This window comes from Methanobrevibacter cuticularis (assembly GCF_001639285.1).
Taxonomy (GTDB): Archaea; Methanobacteriota; Methanobacteria; order Methanobacteriales; family Methanobacteriaceae; genus Methanobaculum; species Methanobaculum cuticulare.
Genome location: NZ_LWMW01000088.1, coordinates 1 through 24,381, shown reverse-complemented (window position 1 = coordinate 24,381; position 24,381 = coordinate 1). Strand labels below are relative to the sequence as shown.

35 protein-coding genes are annotated in these 24,381 nt (G+C 28.5%); 1 reads left to right on the top strand and 34 read right to left on the bottom strand.

Annotated elements, in window-relative coordinates; all coding sequences use genetic code 11:
* Positions 1-3 precede the first annotated feature (3 nt).
* The 31 genes from MBCUT_RS03490 to MBCUT_RS03360 form a co-directional block, all read right to left on the bottom strand.
* Complete coding sequence (locus MBCUT_RS03490) at positions 4-333, bottom strand: hypothetical protein (RefSeq protein ID WP_067258922.1); 330 nt, start codon at positions 331-333, stop codon at positions 4-6.
* Between the two features lie 39 nt (positions 334-372).
* Complete coding sequence (locus MBCUT_RS03485) at positions 373-1,299, bottom strand: hypothetical protein (protein ID WP_067258920.1); 927 nt, start codon at positions 1,297-1,299, stop codon at positions 373-375.
* Between the two features lie 15 nt (positions 1,300-1,314).
* Positions 1,315-1,815: a hypothetical protein gene (locus tag MBCUT_RS03480; RefSeq protein WP_067258918.1), complete on the bottom strand. Its 501-nt coding sequence runs from the start codon at positions 1,813-1,815 to the stop codon at positions 1,315-1,317.
* Between the two features lie 13 nt (positions 1,816-1,828).
* The gene (locus tag MBCUT_RS03475) at positions 1,829-3,118 is read right to left on the bottom strand and encodes a hypothetical protein (protein ID WP_067258916.1); all 1,290 of its coding nucleotides are present in this window, start codon (positions 3,116-3,118) and stop codon (positions 1,829-1,831) included.
* A 291-nt stretch (positions 3,119-3,409) separates the two neighbouring features.
* Positions 3,410-3,613 carry a hypothetical protein gene (locus MBCUT_RS03470; protein WP_067258914.1) on the bottom strand — a complete coding sequence of 68 codons (204 nt, stop codon included), beginning with the start codon at positions 3,611-3,613 and terminating at the stop codon, positions 3,410-3,412.
* Positions 3,614-3,631: 18 nt separating this feature from the next.
* The gene (locus MBCUT_RS03465; protein WP_067258912.1) at positions 3,632-5,140 is read right to left on the bottom strand and encodes a phage minor head protein; all 1,509 of its coding nucleotides are present in this window, start codon (positions 5,138-5,140) and stop codon (positions 3,632-3,634) included.
* A 6-nt stretch (positions 5,141-5,146) separates the two neighbouring features.
* A complete protein-coding gene (locus tag MBCUT_RS03460; protein WP_067258910.1) occupies positions 5,147-6,607 on the bottom strand; it encodes a hypothetical protein in 1,461 nt (486 codons plus the stop codon).
* Positions 6,608-6,610: 3 nt separating this feature from the next.
* Complete coding sequence (locus MBCUT_RS03455) at positions 6,611-7,927, bottom strand: PBSX family phage terminase large subunit (RefSeq protein WP_067258908.1); 1,317 nt, start codon at positions 7,925-7,927, stop codon at positions 6,611-6,613.
* Positions 7,902-8,414: a hypothetical protein gene (locus tag MBCUT_RS03450; RefSeq protein ID WP_067258906.1), complete on the bottom strand. Its 513-nt coding sequence runs from the start codon at positions 8,412-8,414 to the stop codon at positions 7,902-7,904. The genes MBCUT_RS03455 and MBCUT_RS03450 overlap by 26 nt, the downstream gene beginning before the upstream one ends.
* A 491-nt stretch (positions 8,415-8,905) precedes the next feature.
* Positions 8,906-9,316 (bottom strand): hypothetical protein, encoded by a 411-nt coding sequence (locus MBCUT_RS03440; RefSeq protein ID WP_067258902.1) that lies wholly within the window; start codon positions 9,314-9,316, stop codon positions 8,906-8,908.
* A 20-nt stretch (positions 9,317-9,336) separates the two neighbouring features.
* Positions 9,337-9,879 carry a hypothetical protein gene (locus MBCUT_RS03435; protein WP_067258900.1) on the bottom strand — a complete coding sequence of 181 codons (543 nt, stop codon included), beginning with the start codon at positions 9,877-9,879 and terminating at the stop codon, positions 9,337-9,339.
* Entirely contained in the window at positions 9,876-10,001 is a 126-nt protein-coding gene (locus MBCUT_RS11690; protein WP_281177928.1) for a hypothetical protein, read from the bottom strand. The genes MBCUT_RS03435 and MBCUT_RS11690 overlap by 4 nt, the downstream gene beginning before the upstream one ends.
* A gap of 12 nt (positions 10,002-10,013) precedes the next feature.
* Complete coding sequence (locus tag MBCUT_RS03430) at positions 10,014-10,256, bottom strand: hypothetical protein (RefSeq protein WP_067258897.1); 243 nt, start codon at positions 10,254-10,256, stop codon at positions 10,014-10,016.
* Between the two features lie 118 nt (positions 10,257-10,374).
* Positions 10,375-12,024, bottom strand: coding sequence for an HsdM family class I SAM-dependent methyltransferase (locus tag MBCUT_RS03425; protein ID WP_067258895.1), 1,650 nt, complete (start codon positions 12,022-12,024; stop codon positions 10,375-10,377).
* A gap of 5 nt (positions 12,025-12,029) precedes the next feature.
* Positions 12,030-12,467 (bottom strand): hypothetical protein, encoded by a 438-nt coding sequence (locus MBCUT_RS03420; RefSeq protein ID WP_067258893.1) that lies wholly within the window; start codon positions 12,465-12,467, stop codon positions 12,030-12,032.
* A complete protein-coding gene (locus MBCUT_RS10805; RefSeq protein ID WP_157082459.1) occupies positions 12,464-12,637 on the bottom strand; it encodes a hypothetical protein in 174 nt (57 codons plus the stop codon). The genes MBCUT_RS03420 and MBCUT_RS10805 overlap by 4 nt, the downstream gene beginning before the upstream one ends.
* A complete protein-coding gene (locus MBCUT_RS03415; protein ID WP_067258891.1) occupies positions 12,637-12,906 on the bottom strand; it encodes a hypothetical protein in 270 nt (89 codons plus the stop codon). The genes MBCUT_RS10805 and MBCUT_RS03415 overlap by 1 nt, the downstream gene beginning before the upstream one ends.
* Positions 12,907-12,909: 3 nt before the next feature.
* Positions 12,910-13,050, bottom strand: a complete 141-nt coding sequence (locus MBCUT_RS10800) for a hypothetical protein (protein WP_169805381.1) — start codon at positions 13,048-13,050, stop codon at positions 12,910-12,912.
* A 28-nt stretch (positions 13,051-13,078) separates the two neighbouring features.
* Complete coding sequence (xerA, locus tag MBCUT_RS03410; protein ID WP_067258889.1) at positions 13,079-14,140, bottom strand: site-specific tyrosine recombinase/integron integrase; 1,062 nt, start codon at positions 14,138-14,140, stop codon at positions 13,079-13,081.
* A 15-nt stretch (positions 14,141-14,155) separates the two neighbouring features.
* Positions 14,156-14,866 (bottom strand): N-6 DNA methylase, encoded by a 711-nt coding sequence (locus tag MBCUT_RS03405; protein ID WP_067258887.1) that lies wholly within the window; start codon positions 14,864-14,866, stop codon positions 14,156-14,158.
* Positions 14,867-15,129: 263 nt separating this feature from the next.
* Positions 15,130-15,366, bottom strand: a complete 237-nt coding sequence (locus MBCUT_RS03400) for a hypothetical protein (protein WP_067258885.1) — start codon at positions 15,364-15,366, stop codon at positions 15,130-15,132.
* A 275-nt stretch (positions 15,367-15,641) separates the two neighbouring features.
* Positions 15,642-15,977: a hypothetical protein gene (locus MBCUT_RS03395; protein ID WP_157082457.1), complete on the bottom strand. Its 336-nt coding sequence runs from the start codon at positions 15,975-15,977 to the stop codon at positions 15,642-15,644.
* A 154-nt stretch (positions 15,978-16,131) separates the two neighbouring features.
* Positions 16,132-16,281, bottom strand: a complete 150-nt coding sequence (locus MBCUT_RS10795) for a hypothetical protein (protein ID WP_157082456.1) — start codon at positions 16,279-16,281, stop codon at positions 16,132-16,134.
* A gap of 12 nt (positions 16,282-16,293) precedes the next feature.
* Positions 16,294-16,554 (bottom strand): SWIM zinc finger family protein, encoded by a 261-nt coding sequence (locus MBCUT_RS03390; RefSeq protein ID WP_067258881.1) that lies wholly within the window; start codon positions 16,552-16,554, stop codon positions 16,294-16,296.
* Complete coding sequence (locus MBCUT_RS03385; RefSeq protein ID WP_067258879.1) at positions 16,551-17,630, bottom strand: hypothetical protein; 1,080 nt, start codon at positions 17,628-17,630, stop codon at positions 16,551-16,553. Before MBCUT_RS03385 ends, MBCUT_RS03390 begins: the two co-directional genes overlap by 4 nt.
* Entirely contained in the window at positions 17,623-17,997 is a 375-nt protein-coding gene (locus MBCUT_RS03380) for a hypothetical protein (protein ID WP_067258877.1), read from the bottom strand. The genes MBCUT_RS03385 and MBCUT_RS03380 overlap by 8 nt, the downstream gene beginning before the upstream one ends.
* 16 nt (positions 17,998-18,013) lie before the next feature.
* Complete coding sequence (locus MBCUT_RS03375) at positions 18,014-18,430, bottom strand: hypothetical protein (protein WP_067258875.1); 417 nt, start codon at positions 18,428-18,430, stop codon at positions 18,014-18,016.
* Positions 18,431-18,435: 5 nt separating this feature from the next.
* Positions 18,436-18,579 (bottom strand): hypothetical protein, encoded by a 144-nt coding sequence (locus tag MBCUT_RS10790; protein ID WP_157082455.1) that lies wholly within the window; start codon positions 18,577-18,579, stop codon positions 18,436-18,438.
* Position 18,580: 1 nt separating this feature from the next.
* On the bottom strand, positions 18,581-18,826 hold the full coding sequence (locus tag MBCUT_RS03370) for a hypothetical protein (protein ID WP_067258873.1): 246 nt from the start codon (positions 18,824-18,826) through the stop codon (positions 18,581-18,583).
* Positions 18,823-19,236: a hypothetical protein gene (locus tag MBCUT_RS03365; RefSeq protein WP_067258871.1), complete on the bottom strand. Its 414-nt coding sequence runs from the start codon at positions 19,234-19,236 to the stop codon at positions 18,823-18,825. Before MBCUT_RS03365 ends, MBCUT_RS03370 begins: the two co-directional genes overlap by 4 nt.
* Entirely contained in the window at positions 19,229-19,489 is a 261-nt protein-coding gene (locus MBCUT_RS03360; RefSeq protein WP_067258869.1) for a hypothetical protein, read from the bottom strand. Before MBCUT_RS03360 ends, MBCUT_RS03365 begins: the two co-directional genes overlap by 8 nt.
* A 182-nt stretch (positions 19,490-19,671) precedes the next feature.
* On the opposite strand from MBCUT_RS03360, the gene MBCUT_RS10785 reads away from it, so the two are divergent.
* Positions 19,672-19,812, top strand: coding sequence for a hypothetical protein (locus MBCUT_RS10785; protein WP_157082454.1), 141 nt, complete (start codon positions 19,672-19,674; stop codon positions 19,810-19,812).
* A gap of 477 nt (positions 19,813-20,289) precedes the next feature.
* On the opposite strand, the gene MBCUT_RS03355 is transcribed toward MBCUT_RS10785, so the two are convergent.
* From MBCUT_RS03355 to MBCUT_RS03345, 3 genes are all read right to left on the bottom strand, one after another.
* Positions 20,290-21,825 (bottom strand): DUF4041 domain-containing protein, encoded by a 1,536-nt coding sequence (locus tag MBCUT_RS03355; RefSeq protein WP_084270697.1) that lies wholly within the window; start codon positions 21,823-21,825, stop codon positions 20,290-20,292.
* A 29-nt stretch (positions 21,826-21,854) separates the two neighbouring features.
* A complete protein-coding gene (locus MBCUT_RS03350; protein ID WP_067258867.1) occupies positions 21,855-22,676 on the bottom strand; it encodes a hypothetical protein in 822 nt (273 codons plus the stop codon).
* A 385-nt stretch (positions 22,677-23,061) separates the two neighbouring features.
* Positions 23,062-24,219 carry a hypothetical protein gene (locus tag MBCUT_RS03345; protein ID WP_067258866.1) on the bottom strand — a complete coding sequence of 386 codons (1,158 nt, stop codon included), beginning with the start codon at positions 24,217-24,219 and terminating at the stop codon, positions 23,062-23,064.
* Between the last annotated feature and the right edge of the window lie 162 nt (positions 24,220-24,381).

Genomic DNA, 24,381 nt, shown 5'->3' with positions numbered 1-24,381 from the left:
ACCTTAACTAATAGCAGCGAATAAAATTCCTTTCCATTCTCCATCGGATACTGTGACTAAATATTTTTTACTATCATTTTCATTAGTATAAATTCCAATGAAACTTTCAGGTATTAATCCAGAACTAATATCTCCAAAAGCATTATTTAATTGGTTTTGAGTATAACCTGGACCACTTGCTACAGAAGTGCCTAAAGAATTTCCATCATCTGTTGAATCAAGTTCTTCTACTTTTGAATCAAGTCCTTCTAATTCTTCCCATATTGCACTATAAATCCTTCGAGGATTTCTAATAAAATGCAAAGCATCTTTAAAACTTCTTTTGAGAGTCATTAATATCTCCTCTTAAAAAATTAATTAAGTAGGAATTGATTAAATTCCTGTTTTATAAAATATGGATTGTGGTCTGATGATTGGAACCGTCCAAGAAGCAGCAAAACGGAATTCTCTAATTGGATCCATTCCTTCACCATCGCCGTCAATAATTTTCATATTGATTGCTGGGGTGTATGCTTCTGCACCTTCTTTTTGTGCTATTGGTTCATAACATCCTTTGATTTTTCTATATATAACATCGCCAGGAGGTAGTTGATCAAACCAACCTAAGAAAGCATTAGAAGGTGTGTTTCTTGCAAAGTGGAATTTTTTATTATTATAATCAACGACGCCATTTTCCTCTTTAAGTTTATCCATTCCTTCGGTAGCTGCTATAAAATCAGTTAAATTCTTATATCTTTCAGCAGATAATATTGAAGTATTTAAAAAACCATTAATGTCTCGGAACATATATTCATCAGAGAATCCTTTAATACATTCATCAATTTTAGTAGAACTTGCCCATGGACCTCCGATAACATCAACAGAAGAAATATTTGCAGCATTTATTATTGATTTAACAATACTATTGTCTAATCTATTACTTATTCTGTAACAATGATCTTTAATATCTTCTAAGAAAGGTTTAGGGTTGTCTTCTAAGTCTTGTTGATCTACTTTATATTTAAATCCATAAGTTTCTACTACTTTCTTGTCACGGGTTAATTCGGATCCTGTGACTTCTAAAAGTTGAGATCCGTGAGCTGAAGGCATGTCTCTTTGGATTAAATTTTTATCAATTAATTCTTGTGTAGTGTGTTCACGAGTGAACCAATCAACACTTTTCGCTTCAGTAGTGTCCATTCCAAGTAATGGAGCTATTGTCATTCCTTTTACGACTTCATCAGTGACAAATAATTGAGCTAAGTATCTATCATCAAATATATCAAATGGTGTAAAATCTTTTATTTCAACAGTTGCCATAAATATCACCTATTATTATTTTTTTGAGGTTTGTCCTCTACGATATACGTAAAGAAAACCAGTTTCATTTTCAATTCTAGTCTCTAAAGCTATTACATCAGTTGCAGAACTTTTAATTGCATATTTAGTAGGGTCGTTATCAATAGCTAAATATGTTCCTGGTTTTACTAATGCATGAGTATCTTCTAATTGTACCCAGTCGATCTCACCATCGATGTCAACAGGAGCTATTTGCATTTCATATTCGCCTGCTGCTCTATCTTCTCTAGGTATATCGCCTTGAGGTTCTGTTCCGAGAGTGCCAATAGGAATACCATTTTTAAAAGGTTTGACTGCCATGTCATTATTAGGGTCGATTTCAACTACCATACCTTTTGGCATTTCTTCAACTTCAAACACTCCACCTTTTTTAATTCCTTCTACAGTTTCTACTCGAGGTTTAAATTCAAAATCTCCCCGATTGAGGTAAAAAGTAGGGTTGTTTTTATTACTTGTTGCATTTACATATTTACTCATAATTAATCATTCCTTAGAATCTTTTAGTTTTTCTTGTAGCTCTGAATTTATCAAAAGTGATTTTATTTTTAGTAGGGGGTGGAGTAAGAGTTCCACTATCAACAATGCCATTATTGGTTTGTTCTGGCATTGAGTTTACTATTTGTTTTTGTAAAATTTTCAATTCAGGTAAATCTTTTCCTTCATAGAAAGTTTTCATATTAGTTTTATCTGCTTCAGGAACTACATCAAGCAATGAATTTACTACTTGTGCTTTTTCTTCATTAATTTGAGTTTCTAAGGGTTGAATTGTTCCTTCCATCTTTTCAATTTTAGAATTAGCTTCATCCAATTTTGATTCTAATTCAGCTACTTTAGGATCTACGTCCCCTTCCTCTTCCAGAGGGTTCTCTAATTTAGCTTTTAAATCAACAACTTCATTTTCAGCTGCTTCTTTATCAGCTTTTAACTTTTCATATTCTTCTTTATTTACTTCTATCTTATTTTCTTCAGGATTATCAGACATATTAATATCCTCCAAATTTAAATTATTCACAATTTGACAAATACCTGCTTCAGCATCTCGTGGGTTTTTAACCCAAGTAATACCATTAAATTTTTCTTTTGTGACCAAAACACTGTTTGTATCATATCTCTCTACTTTCGTAGGGATTACTTCAGTCGATGGCCCTTCTCTGATTGGAATGTTCCGTTCTTTACTATCTACCAGTTGGTTCATGATTTCAACATAGTCATGATCGAAAACTTCCCAGTCAGTGTAAGCTCCATATTCTGGACAATAGCCAGTTTTTATTACTTTTGCGAATTTTTTAGGCTCTTGTTTTGGATTTTGTAGTCTCTGATGGTTACTTTGAGAATCGTCATAGACAAACTCACCTAATAAATCACCTATAGCTTCTTTTTGAGCTTCAGGGCTGTATTTTATTTTATCAAAACCCATATCATGCGCTGGTAATTCATTATTAGTTTGAACAAGAACACGATAAACGGGGTTTTCAGTTTTATTATTAAGTACTATGAATTCTTTCCCTTGTTTCATCTGATTAATGATTTGTTCAGATGAAAAAAGGCTATGTGTCTCTTTTGGCTCACCTAACAATATCTCATCGTTTTGAACTATATAAGGCACTTCAAAATATTCATCTCCTTTATAACTATGAATGATTACAGCATCTGGGTAAGTAGCATGTACCCAATAGGTGATATCATCCTCTTCATTCCAGAATTTATTATTTACAGCTTCTTGTAATCTACTTTTAAAATGTTCTTGACTGTCTTCATATTTTTTCGTGATTTTTAACACCTCAGATAAAATATTAATTATATGGCTATCGCTAGCCCATTAAGGGCAAATTAAATGCATGAAAATTAGTTTTATAGCTATCGCTAATAAGAGTTTTAAAATATTAAAATAGTTGTGTGTTAATCCTCTAATTACAATAAGATTTTAATTATAAGAGGTGACGAAAAATAAAAGACTGTTAAATCCCTTAAGAGTAACTATCCTTTCGGTGAACCAGCCTACTTATTACTCTAGAGGATTAACACACAACTACCATTAAAAATTGTATATTTTTATTAAAAATTAATAAAATTAAATAAATTCTCCTAATCCTAACTTTTTTAATTTTTCTTGATAACTTTCACAAAATTCTTTAAAAGCTTTAGGATTTTTTTCTTCAAGTTCTTTAATATATTGCTTTCTTTCTTCAAGAGATAATGATTCTAAAAAAAATATAGTAGAAGGATTGCCAATAACACCATATCCTCCATCTAGACGTTTACCTAATGGTACCATACAAACATCACTCCTTATTTAATAAATTTTAATATTAATACCATATATTTTTAATGATTCATTTAATTTATCATTTAATTTATTTGGATTATTAGCTGTGTATTTTCTAAAATTTTCGGTTAAAAGTCTATTTTTCTCATTATTAGATGTTAAATTATTATTTAATATTTGTCTAGCTGAATCAGATTTATTCATGTAATCCTGCATGAATTTTTCAAAAGTTTTTTCATAATCTTTTTCGATGTTTTTTACAATATTATTTATATTAGGCTTATTAAATGTGGTCACACTATATGAATTTGAAGATGTAATCACTCCATATTTACTTTTTGTAATTCCAAAGTTTATAATATCTTCTTTAGAAGGGATAGGAACATTTGAAGGGTGATTATGCATGTTAAGCCCTAAACCTTGTTTTTTACCAAACCTATATAAATCATTTGGAAAGTCAATGCCTTCTGGAGAATTATTTGTAAATTCTCTCATTAATTTACCATTTTTATTATAAATTTGTCCCACTTCATGAATATTATTAGTTGTAGCTTTTTGAAAATCGCTAACAGCTTTTGAATATTCATTTATAAATTCATTATCAGCAAAGTGAATATTGGGATTAGTTTTAACATTTTTACCAGTAACCAAATCAGGGAAACTTTCAGGATCTTTAGGGTCTTTATTAGGTTCTTCAGCTGGTTCGGGGTGACAATTACAATTAGGATGGTGGGGAGGTATTTTATCTTTGTCTTTTTTAATATTATAAGGTCCTTTGGCTTCAATATCCAAACAATCATTACAAGTACCCGGAGTTTTAACAACAACAGAATTAAAATACTCAACTCCATATTGGAGATAACTATTTATGAGTCCTTGATTTCTACATCTAGCTGATTCAGTACGAGCTATCATACTAGCTCTTTCATCTATAGTGAAATTTCGACCATTAATTTTTTCTATAGGTTCTATTCTAGTATTTTTAATTCTTTCAGCTATTTGAACTACTGATTCATCACGACTTACACCTTCCCACACTTGTTTTCTGATTTCTTCTTTTACATCATCACTAATGTTTTTGATTAAACTAAAATTATTCTGTGTGAGGTTGAATAATGCATGTGTATCTGCTTGACTAGTGAACTGTTTTACTTGAAGTTGACTGAAACCTTTCTCTTTTCCTATATTATAGAATTGTTTTGTGTAATCAGTTACATTATCATAGTTATTTTGTAGTAACTTATCTACATCACTACTTATAGAATCTAGAAAATCAACCCTTAAAAGTTCAAGTTTACCTGCTTCTTTAACAAGATCTATATTAATTAGAATCTGTTGATCAAAAATAGATTTAATTAAATTTTGAAATTCTTTCATTCCTAATATATTTTCAACGTTATGATCTAAGCTATTAAGAATAAAATCTTCTCTCATTTCATGAAGCATTAAATGATTAAGAATTAATGGTGCTTTATCATCAGAAACAGGAACATATTTCAATCCTGAATCATATAAAGCTTTAACACTTACTTCCATCTTTAATCAACTTTTAATAATGCCTTCTTTTACTAGTTTATTATACCAATAATCAACAATTTGAGGAGTATTATCTTCATGATCAACAAATCCATTAATTAATTGATTATTAATTTGCTTTGGGGTTTTATCTAAATTAGATTCTTCACTAACAACACTATCTTGATAAATTTTATAATATTTTGGGAAAAATGCCTGCATCCTCATAAGAGTATTATCATTATTGGCTGATGGATATAACTGTTCTATTATTTGCCCTATTTCTGCAGCTGTTTTATCATCTTCAACTTCAAAAGATTCAAATTCAATGGAAATCTTACCAATACTATCTTCATAATTAGCCATAGCTAATTGATGATCTATTGCAAATGTATTAATATTATAAACAGAAAAATCTTGTAAAAATGATATAACTGCTCCTTGACCACTAGTACCCATTTGTGCTTCAGCTGTAAATCTACTACCTTTAGCACTAGTAAAACGACTGTCAGGAGTTAATAATGATTCCCTTATTTCTTGCTTGTAAAAATTAGCTATCGGAGTCCAATCCACAACCTTACCATCACCAATAACATTAGGAGTAGTTCCATAAGAATAAGCTATAACATTTTTCGATTCTTTTTTATCAAATGCATCAGCTATACCTTCTAATTCTTTCTTAACTTTAGATTTTTGAGTACTATAACTATCATTTTCATCATAAGGAGCGAAAGGATTCTCTTCAGTACCTACTTCAACGCCTAATGTGCCTTGACTAAATTTAACAATGTTAGGTCCCATGTTTTTAATTTTCTTAAGGTTTCTAACATCGTCTAAAGCTTTCATCACTAAGCTAAAATTATCTTCAAAAAGCACAGGATTAATAACTTCATGAGGTTCAAAATTAAATTCCTGAACTTCACCTTTAGGATTAGCTATTTCATCAAATTTTTTATTTTTCCAGTCTTTAGGAATTTCATAAACCATCCCTTTTTGCTTATAGCCTAACAATTCACCATTAGCTATAACTGGTAAAAAATTATAATTAGTTTCATCATATGTCAAGAAATCAAAGTTTTTAATCTCAACAGTATCAATATTTTTTCTTATAAAACAAGTATTATCTACAATACTTCTTAAAAGCATACGACTATTTAAAGCTCTGATATTCCATGATTTACATTTTTGTTCTATGAAATCAACAGCTTCATCAGCAGCTCCTTGAGAAGGAACGACTTTATATGGGCTGTTAGCTAAAATCACCATAGATAAAACACTGCTTGAAACAGTAGGGTCTATTTGTAAAGCTCTTCTTGCTTCAGCTATAGAAGGCTCTATAAACATTTGATCTATTAAACTTTCAAATTTATTATTTTTAGCTCCTTTTCCAAGACTAACTCCTATTGCTCCCACACCTCTGCTTATTTCATTAACTATTTGTTTTATTGGAGGATTAAGAGTATTTTTAATAATATCAGGTAATTTCATTTTTTATCCAACTCCAGGGACAATACTTTTCTTAACTTGTCTTGAACCTAATATAGCGGCTCTCCACATGTCTGGGCAATGGTCATTATTTTGACTTTTTAATGGTTGATCTTCGCCTCTTTGTTTAGCTTTCTGATCCCAAGCATATGTTTGAGCATGAACTATACTATTAACACAATTTTTACTTATTTTAAATTTATAATTTGCAAATAATTTCTGTATTTCTTGAATATCATTATTAACATCGGGAGTGTAACTATCTACTGGAATAGGTCTTGACATGTAGGTTTTCTTCTTTAAAGTAGTTCTAAGACTCGCTGCATCGTGAGGAGTCCACCATTTACTTAATAAAAAACTACTATCCAACAATTTTTCAGAAGCATTTTTATATAACTCCTCATCATCTAACTGAATACCATTATTTTCAGGGTCTGTGGCATCATAATAATATTCATCCAATAAATGATATTCATTTCCTTTTTTATTAAAAATAGTACCGAATAATCCTACAACATGCACTGTACTTGAACCATAATCAGTTGAAAGAGCATATTGATTGTAATGGATGTTTTCATATTTTGGATCTTTAGGGTCGAATGTGTTTAACTCTTCAACAAATTTTGAATAAATTACTCCTTCGGCTACAGCTGCAAGACCTTCAATTTTTCTTTTATGGTCAACTGTGCCTGGAGGATATCTTCGTCTGAGTCTGGCTTTGTATTCTTCTGAAAGGGAAGGATTATCATCTATTGTGTAATGCCATACTTTAACATCACCTACTGCTTTTTTTTCTTCATTTTCAATATATTCTTTATAAATATAATGGTAAGGATTAGTTGGGTTTAAAGTCCAAAAAGCTTGAGATCCTTCTTCACTTAAACGGTCTAATGCTAAATCAACAAGAATCTTAGGATAAGTATTAATTTCATCAGCATACCAACCACCAAGAGTAACACCAGGAACACGGTTAGCTATTCCTTCATGAGAAAATCCCATGAGCCAGCAAATATTGCCTTCAATTTCTAAGTATTCATTTTTACGCCAATCATAAGAGATACCTAAGCTATCCATTAAAGTCATCATTGGGCGTAAAACATTACGATATAGACTGGTTTGAGTATTTCCAGTCATTAAAAAATCAGTGAAAGGATGTTCTTTAATAAATTTTAGCCATCTGACAATACTTGCTGTGGTTTTAGCTGACCTAATAGCTCCGTGCTGAATGTTAATAAAATAATTAGAATTATTCAAATAATGTAAATTAGTAGCTCCAAACGGATCAAGCTTAAAAGTATTAGTCTTCTTCAGCTTTTTGCTCATTTGCAGGTTCTTTAAACGCTTTCGCAAGAGCATCCCATCCATCGCTTGTATTATTATTTTGTTCTAAAGACTCACCATGGGCAACCTTCTCACCTTCATAACAAGTAATCAAAGTATCAGCAAAATTCCTTAAATCAGAACTTCTAACATTTTTAGGTTTTTTCATAGCTACAGAATCATTAGTTAATTTTGCAAGATTTGAAAAAGCAGTTTCATATTTAGTATCAATTTGAACTATCTTTTCAGCTTCATAATCTGACTTTTTATCAAGAACTTTTTCATCGATTTTGGTTCCTACATCTTCCTTTTGCTTACTCCACTTCTCTCTAGCAGAAACCTTTTTCAAAGTACTTAAACTAACATTATATTTCTTTGCTAATTTTTCAAGAGATAAAAAAACAGTAGAACCATCATCTTCAACAACACCAAACAAAAAATCCATCTTAAGATAATTGTAATGTTTTTCAACAGAATCATATTTAGGCATTTTTAGTTCCTCTGTGGTTCTTTTTTAAGTATATTTGTCATGGTTTGTCATGGTGTCAGTGGATCTGAAAAGTTTTAGTTAAGAGGTTGTTTAATTTTCCTTTTTTTGATAGAAATGAGCTAGCTATTTTCTCTTCAGATCCACTCACACATTTTGCGACTTATTTCACGACGATATTCTTGACTGGTTTTTGGAAATTTTGCATTGTCTATTGCATAGTCATCGTAATTTTCTCGTAATATTGTTCCGCATCTATGGCAGTATATTTGGTCATGATTTTGGTCTTTGAGAATGTGTTCTGATTTGCAATGATAGCATTGTCTGATTTTGTGATTTGCTTGTGTGAAGTTTGCAACTTTATTTTTTTCAAAATCTTTTTCTGTTATCATTGTTGTCCTTTATTATATTATACCGACAGTGGCGACTAGAAAGCTACTGTATTCAAATAATATATAAAAGAATAATATATGTTAAAATTAGTAAAAAAAGAATTAAAATGATTTAATATAACTGTGTTTGTAGAAATAGTCCCCTATTCTATCTGATATTGTTATGTATCTTTTGAAACTTAAATCGTGCTCTTTCCATATTTTATGCCTCTCAATTTCTATTTTTCTGTATTTATTTTTTGTCCTTAAACAAATCACAGAAATGATTTGTTCATTACTACAATTTTTACATAATAAATCAAAATTACTAATTTTCTCAATAATATCTAAACATTCTTTTTTCTCAAAATTATTAAGATTACACTCATTCGATATGTAGTCTAATATTCTTTTTTTATGATGAAAATCTGAAGCATGAGGATTATTATATCTAGCTTCAAGTTTCATGATTCTGTGATATTTTTGATTGTTTTTCAGTGAATCATTATTTAATATACTACTAGCAACACCCATTAGTATGATCTCCTTTATAATTAAAAAATCTTTTTTATATATATTTCTCCACCACAGGCCATGTCAAAATGGCTAGATGCTTCAATTGCTTTCTTTAATCTTGGTATAGGATCAATATTTCCAGTTCCATATAATTTAGTCATTGCATACAGTTTACCAGTTCCAATAGCGAAATAATCATTATTAATTGGTGTAAGGTCGAAATCATTAGAAAGATAATAAATATTTTTTTCATAACAAATTATCATATCAGATTCTATTCTTGAGGGTTCATTTTCATTATTAACTAAATACTCATTATTTTTCATGAATTCTTTTAAATTAGGAACGAATTCTTTTATTAAATACTTTTGTAAATTTTCACCATCATGTTTTGGAACTTCAAAACCATTTCTCATTAATGTTTTCATGCTTGATAATCCTCCTATTCCAATCCAAAAATTTGGGAACAATTCTTGAAACTTTTTTTCACAAGAAGAAATAGTAGTATGATCTTGAATTGTAAGTCCATCACTAGCCATATACATTCCAGTATCAGTTTTTAAAGCCACTACAACAGTCATTCTACCACCTTAATCAATTCTTTATGAGATTGTAATACTATGTCAGTATGAGTAATTCCAAATATACTTTCACTAAAACCATTTCTGAAGCTATCAACACATTTTCTTATTGTATCTAACATGATCTCCCAACCTCATCTTTTCCAGAATTTCTTAGGTTTTTTCATAATTTCTTTTAATTCAGGAATTGCTTCTTCAAAACATTCAAAACAAATTTCTTTTATTTCCCTATCATCTAAATTACTTAATAGTGGATTGTTTTCCCTTCCTTCTTTTATTATGCCTTCAATAACATCAATTAAACTATTTTTTAATATTTCTTTTAAAACTGGTTTTGTCATTACTAATTGTTGCTCTTTTGTAAATTTCATATCCATTATTTCACCTCAATTTTTTCTTCGCCTTTCTCATTTTTCCCTACTTTGACTAAAAATAAAGCATATCCATTGTTTGTTATTTTCTGTAAGTTTTCATTCATGTTTTCACCATTTTTTATTATATTAATGTTTTTTGTGGTTCTTTTTTAGTATTTTCAACTTCTATTGTTTTTTCTTCAGTTTCAACATACGCATTTTCTGGAACCATTAATTCCCCACTCATTAGCAAAGGTAAGAGTTTATCCCTTAATTCAGCCAATAAAACAATTTCTTTATTGTTCAAATATCTTATCATCATCTGACAATTACTTAAATTTTCTTTAAAAGTTTCTGATAATTTTTTAGGATCTGTATTTTTTATCTCATTTTTCGCAGATCTAGTAATCGTTAACCATTTTTCGTTTATTAATCTTTTATCTGTGTAAAACATGTTTTCATTCATGTTATCCATTAATTCATTAGATTCTTCAAAGTCTTCTTTTAGTTCATTGACTCGTTGCAATTCTTTATTTATTTCATCAATGAATTCATTATTCTTTTCTTTTTCTTCGTTTAATTCAACCCAATCTTTCAATTCTTTAGCTATTGTCAAATTTAAAGTTAGTTTAAACTGGTTTTTATCATTTATAATATTATTAATATCGTCTATGATATGTTCAAAAGTTCTTGTTTGATCTTCTTCAGCTACAAAATCGATAAACCTTCCAGGTGCGAAATTATAGTCTTGATTAATTATTTCTTTATAATTAACTGATTTTGAAAATCCTGCGATGTCTAAATTTTGATTAATACTATTTAAGATGTCTTCTATCTGATTATCAGATAAAATACCTAATTTTCTTGTATAAACTCTGTTTTCATGACAAGCTTTCCCAGTACCTCGTTTATTTATTGTTATTTCATCTTCACAATCATTAATACTTATAAAACTAACTTTAGTGTTTTTTGTTTTTGACAATACTAAAATACACGTTGGAATGCTTGTCGATTCAAACATTGACCCTGGAACTGTTATAACTGCTTTCAAAAAGCCATTACCAATTAAATATTTTCTGTATTCTTTTTCGTGAGTGCTACTTAAAACACCGTTTGGCAATATAAAAGCCATTAGTCCATTTTCTGTGAGTTTTTCCAATCCTTTTAAAAGAAAACCAAAATTTATAAGTTTTTTCTTAACAATAATATCTTTAAACCTAATATCATGTTCAGATTTAAGGTTAAAAGGAGGATTGCTTATTACACTATCATATTCAGGTATTTCATATTCACTTATCTTTTCGACTGTTGAATATTTTTCGCCCTTAAAAAGCTTATAAAAACCTTTATTTTCGCCAGTTATCACATCACCATTGATTACAACTCCTTCTACATTTTTTAGTGATAAATTAAACAATAATGAACTAATTGTTTCCGTGTTCAACTCATGCAGAATAAAAAATTTATCTGCTGTATCTTTTGCTAATGTTAAGCTTCCAGTTCCAGCACATAAATCATAAACAGTTTTTTCTTCATCGTGACTTGTTAAAACACCGCATAATTTACTTAAACTGGAGGGTGTAAAGTCTTGTTTCAGTTCTTCTCTTTCTGCTAAGTAATATTGATATATACTTTGTAAGAAATTAGTATCATCTCCGACAATTTCTAAATATTCATCATAAACTTGTTTGTCACTTAACAATACGATTTCCATTAATTTTTTAGGTAATTCTTCAAATGTTTCAGTTTTAAATAATTCTCTAATTTTAATAGCTTTGTCTTTAAATTCCAAACTTTTCACCACCGTTTTAAAACTTTTCTACATCTATAACTTTTATCTTTCCCAGTTCCTGCACAATAATCAGCTCCACACTTATAACATGTGATTTCCCCATCTGCAACCCTTTTAGGATTGTATTTAAGAGTGTTCCATTTTTTACAGAAGGGACAATAGTTTTTAAATGTTACTTTGCCCCATCTCTTCCATTCATAACCTTTCACGGTTGGATAAGCTCCAAAAACGATGAAATGGGTTTTATTTTTCAAAACCTTGTATGGTTCGTGTTTGTAGATGGTTTTTTGTTTGATTAGTGGGTCTGATTTCTTGATTACTTTTTTTGCTTCGACTGGTTCTAATGGTTGGTTTTCAAGACCCTCACATGAGAGTACTATTCCACCAACCAATGCTAATAATCCAATTATGGTTATTAGCTTTGATATGGGCTGTGGTTTCATTTAATCAACTCCTTAGCTTTTTTCACAGCAGTATTCCAATTATATGATTCAAAAGCACATTCTGAAGTATAGTTACATAAATTACATTCCATACAAATAGGAAGGAGTGATTTAACAATCTTATCTATGTTTATTAAAGCTTCTTTTTGTTTGTTTGAATTATCTAACATTATTCCACTTCTTCAATCTCAATATCTTTTAAAGCCTCATAATCATCATCATAGTATTCTTTTAAATATTCTAACACTTCTGTACTATTTTCAAAAATATCAAGTTCATTGATTTCTAATTCTAAATTGTTCTTTTTTGCTTCATTCACAATTTTATTAGCTAAATCTAAACTAGAAACAATACATATAGTGTTTTGGATATAATCTTCTTCATATATCCCCGTATCATCTATTTGTTCATCCTGCCAGATTTTATAAACACTTTTCATTAGCTACACCTCTGCTAAAAATGAATGTTTACCTATTTTCAGAAGTTTTTCTTCCTGTTCAGATACGCTTCCACAATTTTCCATTTTACAAACATCAATGGTTCTCCAACACCATATAACTGATTTATAGGCCTTGCATCTCATTGTTTTAATAATATCATTAGCCATTTGTTTATCCTCCCATGTGCTTATTATAAGCATGCTTTACATTATTTTGATCGACATTTGCATAAATCAAAGTAGTGTCAACATTCTCATGCCCTAGTAACTCTTTTATCTCTTCAATAGCCATGCCAGAATTTAAAGCATTAGTCGCCATTGTTCTCCTGAAACGGTGAGGGTGGACATTAGGAATCCCTATTTCCAGGCCTAAGTCCCTAACTCTTCGTTCAACGCCAGAAATGCCTAGTGAGTTGAATGGTTTTTTTTCTGCAACAAATAACTCTGGAGAATTATCCTTTCTTGTTTCTAAATATTCTTCGATAGCTATTTTGGCTTTTGCATTAAAGAAAACTATTCTTTCTTTAGCTCCTTTTCCAAAAACAAGGATAGTACGATTGTTAAAATCAATATCTGATATTTTAATTCCCACCAGTTCGCTAATTCTAACTCCTGTACTCAATAATGTTTCAAAAATAGCTAAATCTCTGATTTGTTTATTTCTATGTATATGTGTTCTTAGCTTTTCTATTTCGACATCGTTAAAAGGTTTTTTAATTATTTTATCTGTTTTAATTGGTTTAATCCTTGTTATTGGATTATTTAGGACATATCCTTCATCTCGTAACCATCCGAAAAAACTGCTTAAATTCCTTCTAATGTTGTTTAGTGTTACATTAGTTACATTAGTTGCTTCCTGATGGTGTATAAAGTAATTTCTAATGTCATCTGTGTTTATATTAGCAATTGGTTTGTTTATGAACAATAACATTTTCTCAATAGTGTCTTTATAATATTTCAGTGTTCTTTTTGAGCGACCCTCTATTTTTTTAGAGCTTATGAATATTTTTAATAAATTTTCATTGTCTTCGATAGTGTTGAAATCATTCATCATTTTGTCTAATATTTCAATATTAGCTAAACAATTAATCAATACTTGATTTAGGTATTTAGTTTGCTCTTGTGTCAGTTTTCCTTTCATTTCCCCTTGTATTTTCTCTATTATGTCTTGTTTTTCCTTTGAAATAAAAGCAGATTCTGGTTCTACATGATGACTACTTAATATATTCGTCATAATTTCCACCTCCTATTAAAGTAATGTAGTTTGTTTTTGTTTTTTAGATCCAACAATCCCTACATCTTTTGTTTTCATAAAAAATAATGCGTTGTTTCGATTATTCACTTTTTCGACACTTAATAAAAAACCACCCGTATTTAAGTATTCGTTGACTTTCCACGCACCATAGAACTCACCACTTAAGCTGTTCTCCCAAATAACACTACCTACTCCTCCATGAATTAATAAATTAATAACGCACATTTTACAAGCCATAATGTCTAAATCACTTCCTAACAAATAACAATCTTGGTTTTTACTCTGATGACCAATTAATAATCTACCAGACCCACAAGTAGGGTCATTAACAACATTACCTTTTTTTAAATTATGATTTAAACCAATGATGAAATCAACAATATTATGAGGAGTGAAAAACTGCCCCTTATCCCCTGCCTTATACTTAGATTGAATTATACTCTCATAAAACACTCCAAGATAATCATAATACCTATTTTCATTAATTTTAGATTCCATGATAATTATAAAATTTTCAAATAAATTGTTGAAAATCTTCTTTTCGTCATTAGTGTAAATTTCATTATAATTTTCCCATTCACGTTTGTTATTTAAAGTAAAGTTATCTATTATAAAATCTAAAAAATGGTTGAAAATGACTGTTATTTCGTGTTTTCCAGTCAAATTTTCAAAATTTTCAAGAAACTCTTTTTCATAATCCTTCATAATATAAAATCTCCAAAATTTTCATCCTGGTTTTCAATTCATTACAATGAATGCAATGTCTACAATTAACACTTTTAATCATTATCTACAATCCTCCTTTGCGAAAAATACTACAAACAAAACTAAGACATATAAAACCATAACTTACTATAAAAAAGCTAATATTAGAGAATATTACTCCTAGCACATTCAATAACGCACTTATTATTAATGAATAAATCATTAATTGGCATATTATTTTATAATTCATGATTTAATCCTCTTTATTCTCCTAAAATAGAATTACAAGTATCTTCAAGCAATTTAAACCTTTCTTCTTCAGTCATTTCATCTAAGAGTTTAAAACCTTCCCTTAATGTTTTAACCGCTTCGTGACTCATAATTCCCATCAATGTATAACAAAATACTTTTTTAAAACTCCAATACTGATTATAAGTTCTATGTCTTCTTGTATCGAACTTATTTTTACTATAAAGAGGTGTTTTAGTACTGAAATTCATTTAATCCCTCTTTAATTTGTTTTATATCAATTAAATTTACAATTATATAGAAAACATTTATTTCAAGTGTATTAAATTAATTAAATTAAAATTATTAATAATAAATAATAATAATAATAATAATAATAATAATATTCTCTACACTAGAACTACTCAAAATAGTTGAACTTCAAAGTTAAACTTTTAAAAATGTATACTGTAGCAAAAGTTAAACTTTAAAGTTTAAAGTTATACCAAACCTACAAGACCTTCGCAGAAAAGTTAAACTTACAAGTTCAACTTTTAACATAAGTAATAACCTCTTTACACAACTGTTTAACATCCATATCTATTTGATTAGCTTTATCAACAAGAAAATCAAGCTTACTATCAACATATTCTTCAATCGACAGAGGATGCAAAGCTTCTTTAGTCTCATATAATTTTCGACCATGATTTTTAGCCACCCTTACATAATCCTCATGAATATAATCTAATAAATCGTTCAATTCTTTAGAATATTCTTTAATCCCTAATTCTTGATTAATTTCATCAATTTCTTTTTCAATAGTGATTTGATCCAGCTTTAAATCCCTTAATTCTTCTTCTAAAAAATGTTTCTTAACTTCCAAAGATTTTTTAGAATCTACCATATGATTTAGGAAATATTCAACAGCATGCCTGACAACATAATTAGAATCATCTAAAAGCTTTTTATCCTTAGGCTTAACTTTACCTCCAATACTAGCCGTAAAACCTCCTCTAATACAAACACCTCCTATAAAATCAAATTAATCCTTTAGCTAAGCAAGCACTTTCTAAAACTTCAAAATTAACCTTAGTTACATCAGCTATCTTTATTAACTGATTATGACTCACAGACTCATACTCATCATAAATCTTAAAAATCCGTTTAAAAGCTTTCTTAAAACTCATTGTCAGTCTCCTTTAAGGAGTTTTTTCAAATTCTTTTGCTAGATAAAACAAAACAGCTAGTATATGCTTACAAAGAAATGATCCTTCTTTATGAAGACCTCTACCAGTAAAATCTTCACAATCACATCTCCATAAATTACCCACACAAGTGACAAAAGATTCTTTTTTAGAGCCTGGTAACTTAACATAGAAATGTAATTCCTCACAAGAAATTAATAAAGAATTAATATTATCCTTTTTAAATTCTAAGGCTTTTTTAATCCTTTTAATCATTTAGGAATACCTCCTCTTTCTAATTGAGATACTAATCTCTCAACTTCTTCTTTAGTTATATCACTTTCAGGATCTCTCATTCTTTTAATAGCCATAGCTTTGATTGTGCCTGTGTTAATTGTTCTACCTAAATCTTTGAGATCATATATTATTTCCCTTATCCATTGTCTAGCATCAGGATCATCAAGCATATTGTTTTTTTCAACATTGTTAGCAGTTTTAAATTCAGCTTTCTCTTTATCTCTTTTAGCTTTATCATCTATAGCCTCATCTAAAAAGGATTTATCCTCCTTTTCATCATTACTAACTATACCACCAGTGATTTTCCCTTGTTGCTTTTTATCACTACTTTCACCGTCTTTTTGTTCATTATATTCATTTCTTTTATCAGCAAATTTTTTAGATAGTTCTTCATCCCCTGGCCAATCAAAACTAGGATCTTTAACAGCTTTCTCCATATTACTATGATGCTGATTTATCATTTCCTGCTCATTTTTAGGAAATGATGTTGTAAAATCAGCTTCTATAATAATATCATTATTTAAATTCAATTTTTCTAATATATCCTGGAAATATAACCTGTGTGCTTTGCTGATTGATCTAGATTGAGCTAAACTCTCAAGCTTGGATTCAGTGAAGTTTTCTTTATATTCTTCACCAGAACTAGCTTTTCCTAACCCTGTTGAAATCACTATTCCTTGAATAGTTCTAAGTTCACAAGTACAGCAATATTCTAATCTTTCTTTAGCTTTATCCCTTTTAACTAACTTAAGTTCACTTTTAACGATATGTGGTGTTATTTTCAATACCCTATCGATAAAACTCCATCCAGAGATATTAATCCACTTTTTAATTTCTTTAATATATTTACCAGTTTTCTTATCTTTAATCTTCACAGGAATCTCAGAATAATAATGATTATCTTCAATAACCTTAGCGAAAACATTAGCTAGTAATTCATTGTTGTGTATCTCATCATCAATAGATTTAGGAGTTAGAATTGTGTTAATAGTCACAATCCCTTTTGATTTTAATTTAGAAAGACCACCCTCATTAGTAACAGTCAAATCACTCATCTAAATCACCCATTTTAGACAATATCATTTCAGTGAGTCTTAAAAGTCTTCTTTGTTTAAACATCTCTAATTCATGTTTTTTGAGATCTCTTTTAAGCTTTTCAAGGTAATTCTTGTCATCGTCGACAAGTTCCTCTACTTTGGCTTTCTTGGCAGGGATATTAGTTATCCCTAGACTTTCAAAATCAGTGTTATTGAGTAAATAATTTTTCCTAGAATCTACCCAATTTTCCTTTTTGGTGATTTTAAATCTAAGCTCTGCTTCTTTTGATTCTAGCTTAGAAAATTCAATCATCCTATTATAAGTTGATTCTACAATGTTCTCTTTAGAAACGCTATCTAAGAATCTGTTTAAATCATTCATCATTTAAATCATCCCTATATTATAAAAAGCATTCATATAATCTTCTTTTACCATTGTTTTTTAGTGTTAATTTAACACACTCAGCTAAGAGTTGATACATTCCTGTTTCATTACGCAATGCTATATTACCACTAGCTCCACCACTATCTCCTTCTTTATTCATCTGTTCTCTTTCTTTCCTCTTTGAATCAACCCATCTATTATTATAATGATTCTCTCTAATCTTAACGATTTTATAGAGTAATTTTAAATGCTCATTGCAATTGTTGATAATCTTTCCTTCTTTTAAGCTTAGAAGGACATTCTTAATAGTATCATTTTTACATCCTTCTATAGCTTCATCAAACCTTATACTAAATCTTTTATTGTCATACAAGGTTTTTTCACAGCCATTAAACAATATTAATATAATATTGACATCTGATTCAATACTCATGATAATCAAACTCCTGTAATCAAGGTTTGAGGAGATGGCTCGTTGATAGCTAACGCTAGAATAAAAACTAACATTATAATAAAAATAGCTGTAATTATCCCCAATTGGACAGGATAATTATATCTTAAATATCTAATTAAAGAAGGCATATTATAATACCTCCTCAGCTAGAACAGTTTTCAGAGGAAAAAATTCTTGTGGAATTTTAACTTTTTTAATAAGTTTAACATTTCCTTTGTATTCTCCACTCTTGATTTTTTCTTTAAAGATAGATATAGCTTCATCATCCCTTAAATCTAAATTGGGATTAAAAGCATATGTAGTTCTTTTACCAATGTCTTCTAAAAAAGAATCCGTTTCAATCGTATATCTTATACGAACTCCTTCGACTATCATAAAAGAGCCTCCAAAGTTATAATAAATTTGTCAAGGCCGTGAGTAGTCACTTTTTGTGCTTCTGCAATATCAGAAGCTATTTGAAAAATAGTATTTGTGAGTTCTTCTAGATCTCCACCGGTCTTAATAAATTCCTCTACACCGATGTGTTGGGTGTCATTGCATATTTCCCCAATATGCTTAGCACTTAAGAAAATACTGCCTTCTTTGTTGATCTTAATTTGATTGCGGTAATAATTACCATATTGATCAACATCTCCTCCTTCAAGAGGATAATGTTGCGAATAGAGTAATCCATTATTTTCAGCTTCAAGCTTTTTGAAGATTTTATTAAGAGCTTCATCAGCTATTTCATACTGATTTAAAGAATTAACCTTGTACTGGAAATCAGCTATTGCAGCCTTATTCATTCGCTACAACTCCTTCATTAGAGATTGTAGTCTCACTTTTAAAATTAGTCTTACTTGATTTCTCAAGCTTAATATCGTTTAAACTATTTTCTACTGAATCTACATAAGAAGAAAACTTATTTAAAATATATTCTTTTTCTTCTTTAAGCTTAATATTCTCTTGTTTCAAGAGATTATTTTCACTTATTATTTCGTCTAGATCTTTTACACTTTTTTGAGAAGAGATCACCTTCTCATTACCTAAAACTTTCATTTTTTATATGCTCCTTTGGATTTTCGAAAGTTTAAAATTACCAGTTTCAAACTTTCTTATTTATATTATCTGTATAGTAGTATATATACTTTTCTTCTTATACTCTTATAAAATCTAATATATATATTATAAAGAAGAAAAATATATAAACAATGAAATTTATAAATAATATCTGTGATAGAATGAGAGAAGTTAAAAAAACATCCTTAAATTTACCTATAGATTTGAAAAATGACCTAAAAATAGAAGCTATTAAAAAAAACATTACTTTGACAGAATTAGTTGTTAATGTTTTAGATGAATATATTAAAAAAAGAGAATAATTATTTTTTTTGCTTTTAAATTTCTTTATTTTGAATATAGCTAACGCTAAGAAAATACTTAAGCTTCGCTTAAGATTAAAAAACTTTATATAATTCTTATAACCATAATTATAAATGGTTCCCATTTTAAAATATGCTCCTTTGGTATCATTTTTAATGGGGTTTTCCGTGTAAGGCAAATAGCTAAAAGGTATTACCAGTACCTGCTATTTAGCCTTACTAAAAACCACTATTTGCAATTTTAAACTTTATTTTTCATTTATTATATAGTTTTACATATATTTCTAAGAAATTATTAAATTAAATATTAATATTTTTTCAATATTTCAATTATGAGTAATACTTTTTTACCTACTTTTTCCATATTTTTGAGAAAAACACGGTGTTTTATCTGAAATAGTAATACTTTTTATTAAAAATTAAAAAATTATAAAAGAAAAAATAATATTATAAAATATTATTATAATATTTTGTTAGTTATTTTATCATTTTTAAAGTATCATAATATTCTTGTGCTTCTGCTTTCTCTACAAAACTATGCACTAACTCCTTATTTTCTTCAACAATTCTTTTAACATCTTCTAATGTAATATTAAAAAATTCTTTTCTCATATTTACTTTATTCACCCTTTTATGATCAAACCTACCATGTAATTCTTTTTCTAATTCAAAAGCCTCTTCACTAAAAATAAACACATGATTATCAAATCTAAATGGAACTGATGCATCAGATAATTCAGTAACTCTACCCATAGGATCATCTCTTCTTGTTACCCCTATTTTATAGACATTTTCTCCGAAAGAACCTATATTGGATAGAATATATACATATCCTGCACCTGTTCGCTTTCTTTTATCTTTTATATCTTTTTCATCTTTTTTGCTTTTTTCAACAGCCAATTCTAACTCTTTGAGTTTACTTTTTAATAATTCTATTTCTTTGTCGGATTTGCTTTTTTGTAATAGGTTATTAGTTGCTTCAATTTCTGTTTCCAATTGCTTTTTTTGAGTAGTGGTTTTTTTAAGTTGATCATCTAATTGTTTTTGTATTTTCCGTTCTTCTCTTTCTCTTTGTTTTGCTTCTTTTATTGCCTCTTTTTCTTCTTGTTTTTGAAGTGCATATTCCATAGCTAAATCAAGTTCTTGTAATTTAAGATTTAAATAATGTGAAGTGATTTCTACTTTATTTGGTTTATTTATTTTATTTAATGATTCAAATGATCTTTTTATTCTTTTAATTGAATTTTCTCTATTAGAAATCTTTACTTTACTTATTGTTATTTCACATTCTAAATTAAAATTCTTAATTATTTGTTTTATGTTAGCATGAGCCATTGCTTTTCCTTTTCTTGTATCTCCCTCAACAATCCATATTCCACTCACTGCCGCGGTTTTATTTTTTACAGAATCTTTTTGTTTCTTTCTAAGTTCATCTAACTTTTCTTTATAAGCTACAGCTGTTATGAAGTCATATTTTGGTTCATATAATCCTACTTCTTGCATTTCAGCTTCATCATCTAAAAAACCCAACCTTTCCTTTCTCTCTTCAATATCATTAACTAAATTAGTTAATTGAACTTGTTTCAGTTTTATTTTATTATTTATTTCAATCTGTTTTTCTTGCTCCATTTTTTCTAATGTATTATCTATATTATCTAATTGATTTTTTTTATCCTCCAACAAAATATTTATTTCTTTTTGTTGCTTTTCTTTCATTTCTTCCAATGTAGCATCTATATTATCTAATTGATTTTGTTTCTCTTTTAGTTTATTATTTATTTCCTGTTCTTTTTCTTTCTCCATTTGTTCTAATTTTTTGTCAATATTAGATAGTTCATTTCTTTTTTCTATTAGTTGTTCATCTAGTTTCTTTTCTTGATCACTTACTTTCTTGTTTAACAAGTATGCTCCAATTGCTATTAATGGAATTCCTATGAAAAACAAAACTATTGTTAATGTCAAAATTATACCTACTATTATCAAGATTAAACCTTTATCTTCTTTAATATTCATTACATTACCTCAATTTGAATGGATTAGTTTCATGCTTTTACATATATTTTGAAAGTTGTAGGTTTTTTACTGAATATGTTTGATCCCAGAAAATTAGAAGTTTTTGGGGAAATTTTATAAACTCTATGGTATGAATTATAATATCCGTAATCTTTCAAATGATTAATATAATATCCTAGATATGATTTACCATAAGTGAAAGTATTTCCTTTAAAGTTAGCCCATTTATACTGACCATATTTAAATGTAGGCATTTTATAAATATTATAATAACCAATAAGTGCTTTTTCTCCAACAGTTTTAATTTTTTTAGCTTTTTTAGAATTAATCGCTTGTAAAATTGTGTAGTACTTAATTTTATAGACTTTTCCTTTTGTTTCAATAGTTTTAGGTGGTGAAGTGCTATATACTTTAATCCAATCGCCTTTCTTTGCAGGAACATAGCTATAACCTGTAGTTTTGTCGTAAATTTCTTTAATTTCCCAATCATAATATTTATATTGGTCATTATTCTTTTTTTCGAAAAAAAGATCAGTGATTCTTATTTTATCATAATTTCTATATTTGCTCTGATATTTCCCATTCTTTTTTACTATAGCTCCTCCACTACTATAATGTTCAACAGTTTTTACTTTAATTACTTTAAACTCTTTATTATTTTTAGAAATTTCAGTTAAAGAAAGTATGTCTCCTTTTTTGAAACTATTTATAATTGGAATATCTGAATTTATGCTATTAAGTAATTTTTTAGCCTCAGTTTTCTCATCTAAAGTTATTGCATTAACCGATGATATTGATACAGCCATTATCCCTAAGAATAGTAGCAATATTATTATTTTTTTATTGTTCATATTTTTTCACCTCATAATTTTATAATTTTCATTGTAGTGGAGTTCTTTTAGATTCATTAACTCAGTTTCAAAATTCATAATATAATCCCCCACACTTAGATGCAAATAGTTGACACCTAATATTATTTTTTATTATTTTTCATTATAAATTTTCTTATTTGATTTTCCCATTTTTCTTTGATTAATTTAATTGTTTAAATTTTGTTATATATAAATTTATTCCTTAGTAATATCTTATTAATTTTGTAAAGTATTATTAATAAGTTATAACAAAAAATAAAAATAGATAATCGTAGAATGGATTAATGAGTGAATTTTGAAAATGAGAAAAAGTTAAGAAATAATTTTTATAATATATAATAGATAGATCTAAGAAAAAACTTAGTTATTTTTGCATGTCTTGTATTATTTTTTGCATTTGCAGAGTTTGTTTTTTAAGATCTTCAATAGTTTTATTATCATTTTCTAAGGCTACTACTCTCTGTTCAAGAGCTTGTTTTTCATTTTCAATTTGTTGAAGTTTTTTAGTACCTTCATCATTTAATATATTAACTTCAGTATCTTCAATAGTTAAATCTGGGATGTATTTAAGGTAGATTTCTTTTATTCTCCATGGCTTTTTTTTAAAGTAAGTTTCATGTATATTACTTCTTTTACGTCCTGCGAACATGTCTCCATCCGCTTCATTTTCTATGGCGGTACACCCTGCTGTTCTCATTGCGTGTGGATGGAAAAATCGAGTATTGGCTACTTTACCCCAATTATTATCTTTATGATCGTTTATTCTTTCAAATGCACTTTCAACGCCAGCGACTCCAATATTAAATAATTTGTCTGTATTTTTTAAAATTTTTTCTTTATTTAATCTATTTTTTAAATATTTAATTATGGCCTGGGTTGCTTCAGGAGTACAGCATGTTTTGTATTTATATCCTCCTGAGTAAGATCTGCTTCTTTTTTGCCTATACATTGTGAAAAAAGGGACTATGTCCTTTTTTACCCCTAATTCTTCTATAACATCTGTGATTTCTTTTTCATCGTGGTATTCTTTAGTTGCATCAACAAATGACTGGCAAGTGAGAGATAATGTTTCAGCCATGGCAGAGCATGATGAAAACATGAATAGAATAAGTGCTTTATGTAATTTATTATTAGTAGTATCTAAAGCTTGCTGTATATGATTTTTATGGGGTATGTCGTCATAATCTTTTTGTATTTGAGGTAGAGGAATGGATGGAACATATGGGATCTCTATACGCATTGTCCTATAGAATGTTTTGATTGTGCTGAAAGTTTGTTGAATTACACTTGTAGCATATCCTCTTTTTTGTAATTCCGTTCTTATTGTTTCTAACCTAGAAGTTAATTTTTTGTGTTTTTCCCGTATTTTTTGTTCTTCTTCATAATCAGCTTCTTCGTATAAATCTGTTAATGTCATTTTTTGGATATTGCAATATCTCATCAGGTGTGAGGCTGTGTCTTTGATTCTTTGTTCTCCAATTGTTTTTCTTGACAAGTATTGTTGAAAAATATCTTCTTTCATTAGTTCATTTCTGTTTGAATATTCTATAAAATTAAGATTTTCTGTTTTGGACATGTTTTTATTTTTTATAATTACTATGATTTATAATTTATGCAACATTCATTAGTGTTAGATTTCAACATTTTTCTTAATTTTTTCATTATTACACATAATAATATATAA

Excerpts from the sequence above, each read along its gene's own strand:
- MBCUT_RS03355 (WP_084270697.1), bottom strand. The coding sequence starts at position 21,825 with ATGAATATTAAAGAAGATAAAGGTTTAATCTTGATAATAGTAGGTATA.
- MBCUT_RS03405 (WP_067258887.1), bottom strand. The coding sequence starts at position 14,866 with ATGAAGGATTATGAAAAAGAGTTTCTTGAAAATTTTGAAAATTTGACT.
- MBCUT_RS10795 (WP_157082456.1), bottom strand. The coding sequence starts at position 16,281 with ATGAGTTTTAAGAAAGCTTTTAAACGGATTTTTAAGATTTATGATGAG.
- MBCUT_RS03455 (WP_067258908.1), bottom strand. The coding sequence starts at position 7,927 with ATGAGCAAAAAGCTGAAGAAGACTAATACTTTTAAGCTTGATCCGTTT.
- MBCUT_RS03415 (WP_067258891.1), bottom strand. The coding sequence starts at position 12,906 with ATGAAAAGTGTTTATAAAATCTGGCAGGATGAACAAATAGATGATACG.
- MBCUT_RS10805 (WP_157082459.1), bottom strand. The coding sequence starts at position 12,637 with ATGTTAGATAATTCAAACAAACAAAAAGAAGCTTTAATAAACATAGAT.
- MBCUT_RS03360 (WP_067258869.1), bottom strand. The coding sequence starts at position 19,489 with ATGAAAGTTTTAGGTAATGAGAAGGTGATCTCTTCTCAAAAAAGTGTA.
- MBCUT_RS10800 (WP_169805381.1), bottom strand. The coding sequence starts at position 13,050 with ATGAGATGCAAGGCCTATAAATCAGTTATATGGTGTTGGAGAACCATT.
- MBCUT_RS03380 (WP_067258877.1), bottom strand. The coding sequence starts at position 17,997 with ATGATGAATGATTTAAACAGATTCTTAGATAGCGTTTCTAAAGAGAAC.
- MBCUT_RS03450 (WP_067258906.1), bottom strand. The coding sequence starts at position 8,414 with ATGCCTAAATATGATTCTGTTGAAAAACATTACAATTATCTTAAGATG.
- MBCUT_RS03400 (WP_067258885.1), bottom strand. The coding sequence starts at position 15,366 with ATGAATTTCAGTACTAAAACACCTCTTTATAGTAAAAATAAGTTCGAT.
- MBCUT_RS03490 (WP_067258922.1), bottom strand. The coding sequence starts at position 333 with ATGACTCTCAAAAGAAGTTTTAAAGATGCTTTGCATTTTATTAGAAAT.
- MBCUT_RS03440 (WP_067258902.1), bottom strand. The coding sequence starts at position 9,316 with ATGGGTGTTGCTAGTAGTATATTAAATAATGATTCACTGAAAAACAAT.
- MBCUT_RS03370 (WP_067258873.1), bottom strand. The coding sequence starts at position 18,826 with ATGATAGTCGAAGGAGTTCGTATAAGATATACGATTGAAACGGATTCT.
- MBCUT_RS03350 (WP_067258867.1), bottom strand. The coding sequence starts at position 22,676 with ATGAACAATAAAAAAATAATAATATTGCTACTATTCTTAGGGATAATG.
- MBCUT_RS03430 (WP_067258897.1), bottom strand. The coding sequence starts at position 10,256 with ATGGATATGAAATTTACAAAAGAGCAACAATTAGTAATGACAAAACCA.
- MBCUT_RS03435 (WP_067258900.1), bottom strand. The coding sequence starts at position 9,879 with ATGACTGTTGTAGTGGCTTTAAAAACTGATACTGGAATGTATATGGCT.
- MBCUT_RS03385 (WP_067258879.1), bottom strand. The coding sequence starts at position 17,630 with ATGAGTGATTTGACTGTTACTAATGAGGGTGGTCTTTCTAAATTAAAA.
- MBCUT_RS03480 (WP_067258918.1), bottom strand. The coding sequence starts at position 1,815 with ATGAGTAAATATGTAAATGCAACAAGTAATAAAAACAACCCTACTTTT.
- MBCUT_RS03465 (WP_067258912.1), bottom strand. The coding sequence starts at position 5,140 with ATGGAAGTAAGTGTTAAAGCTTTATATGATTCAGGATTGAAATATGTT.
- xerA (WP_067258889.1), bottom strand. The coding sequence starts at position 14,140 with ATGACGAATATATTAAGTAGTCATCATGTAGAACCAGAATCTGCTTTT.
- MBCUT_RS11690 (WP_281177928.1), bottom strand. The coding sequence starts at position 10,001 with ATGTTAGATACAATAAGAAAATGTGTTGATAGCTTCAGAAATGGTTTT.
- MBCUT_RS03345 (WP_067258866.1), bottom strand. The coding sequence starts at position 24,219 with ATGAAAGAAGATATTTTTCAACAATACTTGTCAAGAAAAACAATTGGA.
- MBCUT_RS03485 (WP_067258920.1), bottom strand. The coding sequence starts at position 1,299 with ATGGCAACTGTTGAAATAAAAGATTTTACACCATTTGATATATTTGAT.
- MBCUT_RS10790 (WP_157082455.1), bottom strand. The coding sequence starts at position 18,579 with ATGCCTTCTTTAATTAGATATTTAAGATATAATTATCCTGTCCAATTG.
- MBCUT_RS10785 (WP_157082454.1), top strand. The coding sequence starts at position 19,672 with ATGAGAGAAGTTAAAAAAACATCCTTAAATTTACCTATAGATTTGAAA.
- MBCUT_RS03365 (WP_067258871.1), bottom strand. The coding sequence starts at position 19,236 with ATGAATAAGGCTGCAATAGCTGATTTCCAGTACAAGGTTAATTCTTTA.
- MBCUT_RS03420 (WP_067258893.1), bottom strand. The coding sequence starts at position 12,467 with ATGAAACCACAGCCCATATCAAAGCTAATAACCATAATTGGATTATTA.
- MBCUT_RS03390 (WP_067258881.1), bottom strand. The coding sequence starts at position 16,554 with ATGATTAAAAGGATTAAAAAAGCCTTAGAATTTAAAAAGGATAATATT.
- MBCUT_RS03375 (WP_067258875.1), bottom strand. The coding sequence starts at position 18,430 with ATGAGTATTGAATCAGATGTCAATATTATATTAATATTGTTTAATGGC.
- MBCUT_RS03460 (WP_067258910.1), bottom strand. The coding sequence starts at position 6,607 with ATGAAATTACCTGATATTATTAAAAATACTCTTAATCCTCCAATAAAA.
- MBCUT_RS03470 (WP_067258914.1), bottom strand. The coding sequence starts at position 3,613 with ATGGTACCATTAGGTAAACGTCTAGATGGAGGATATGGTGTTATTGGC.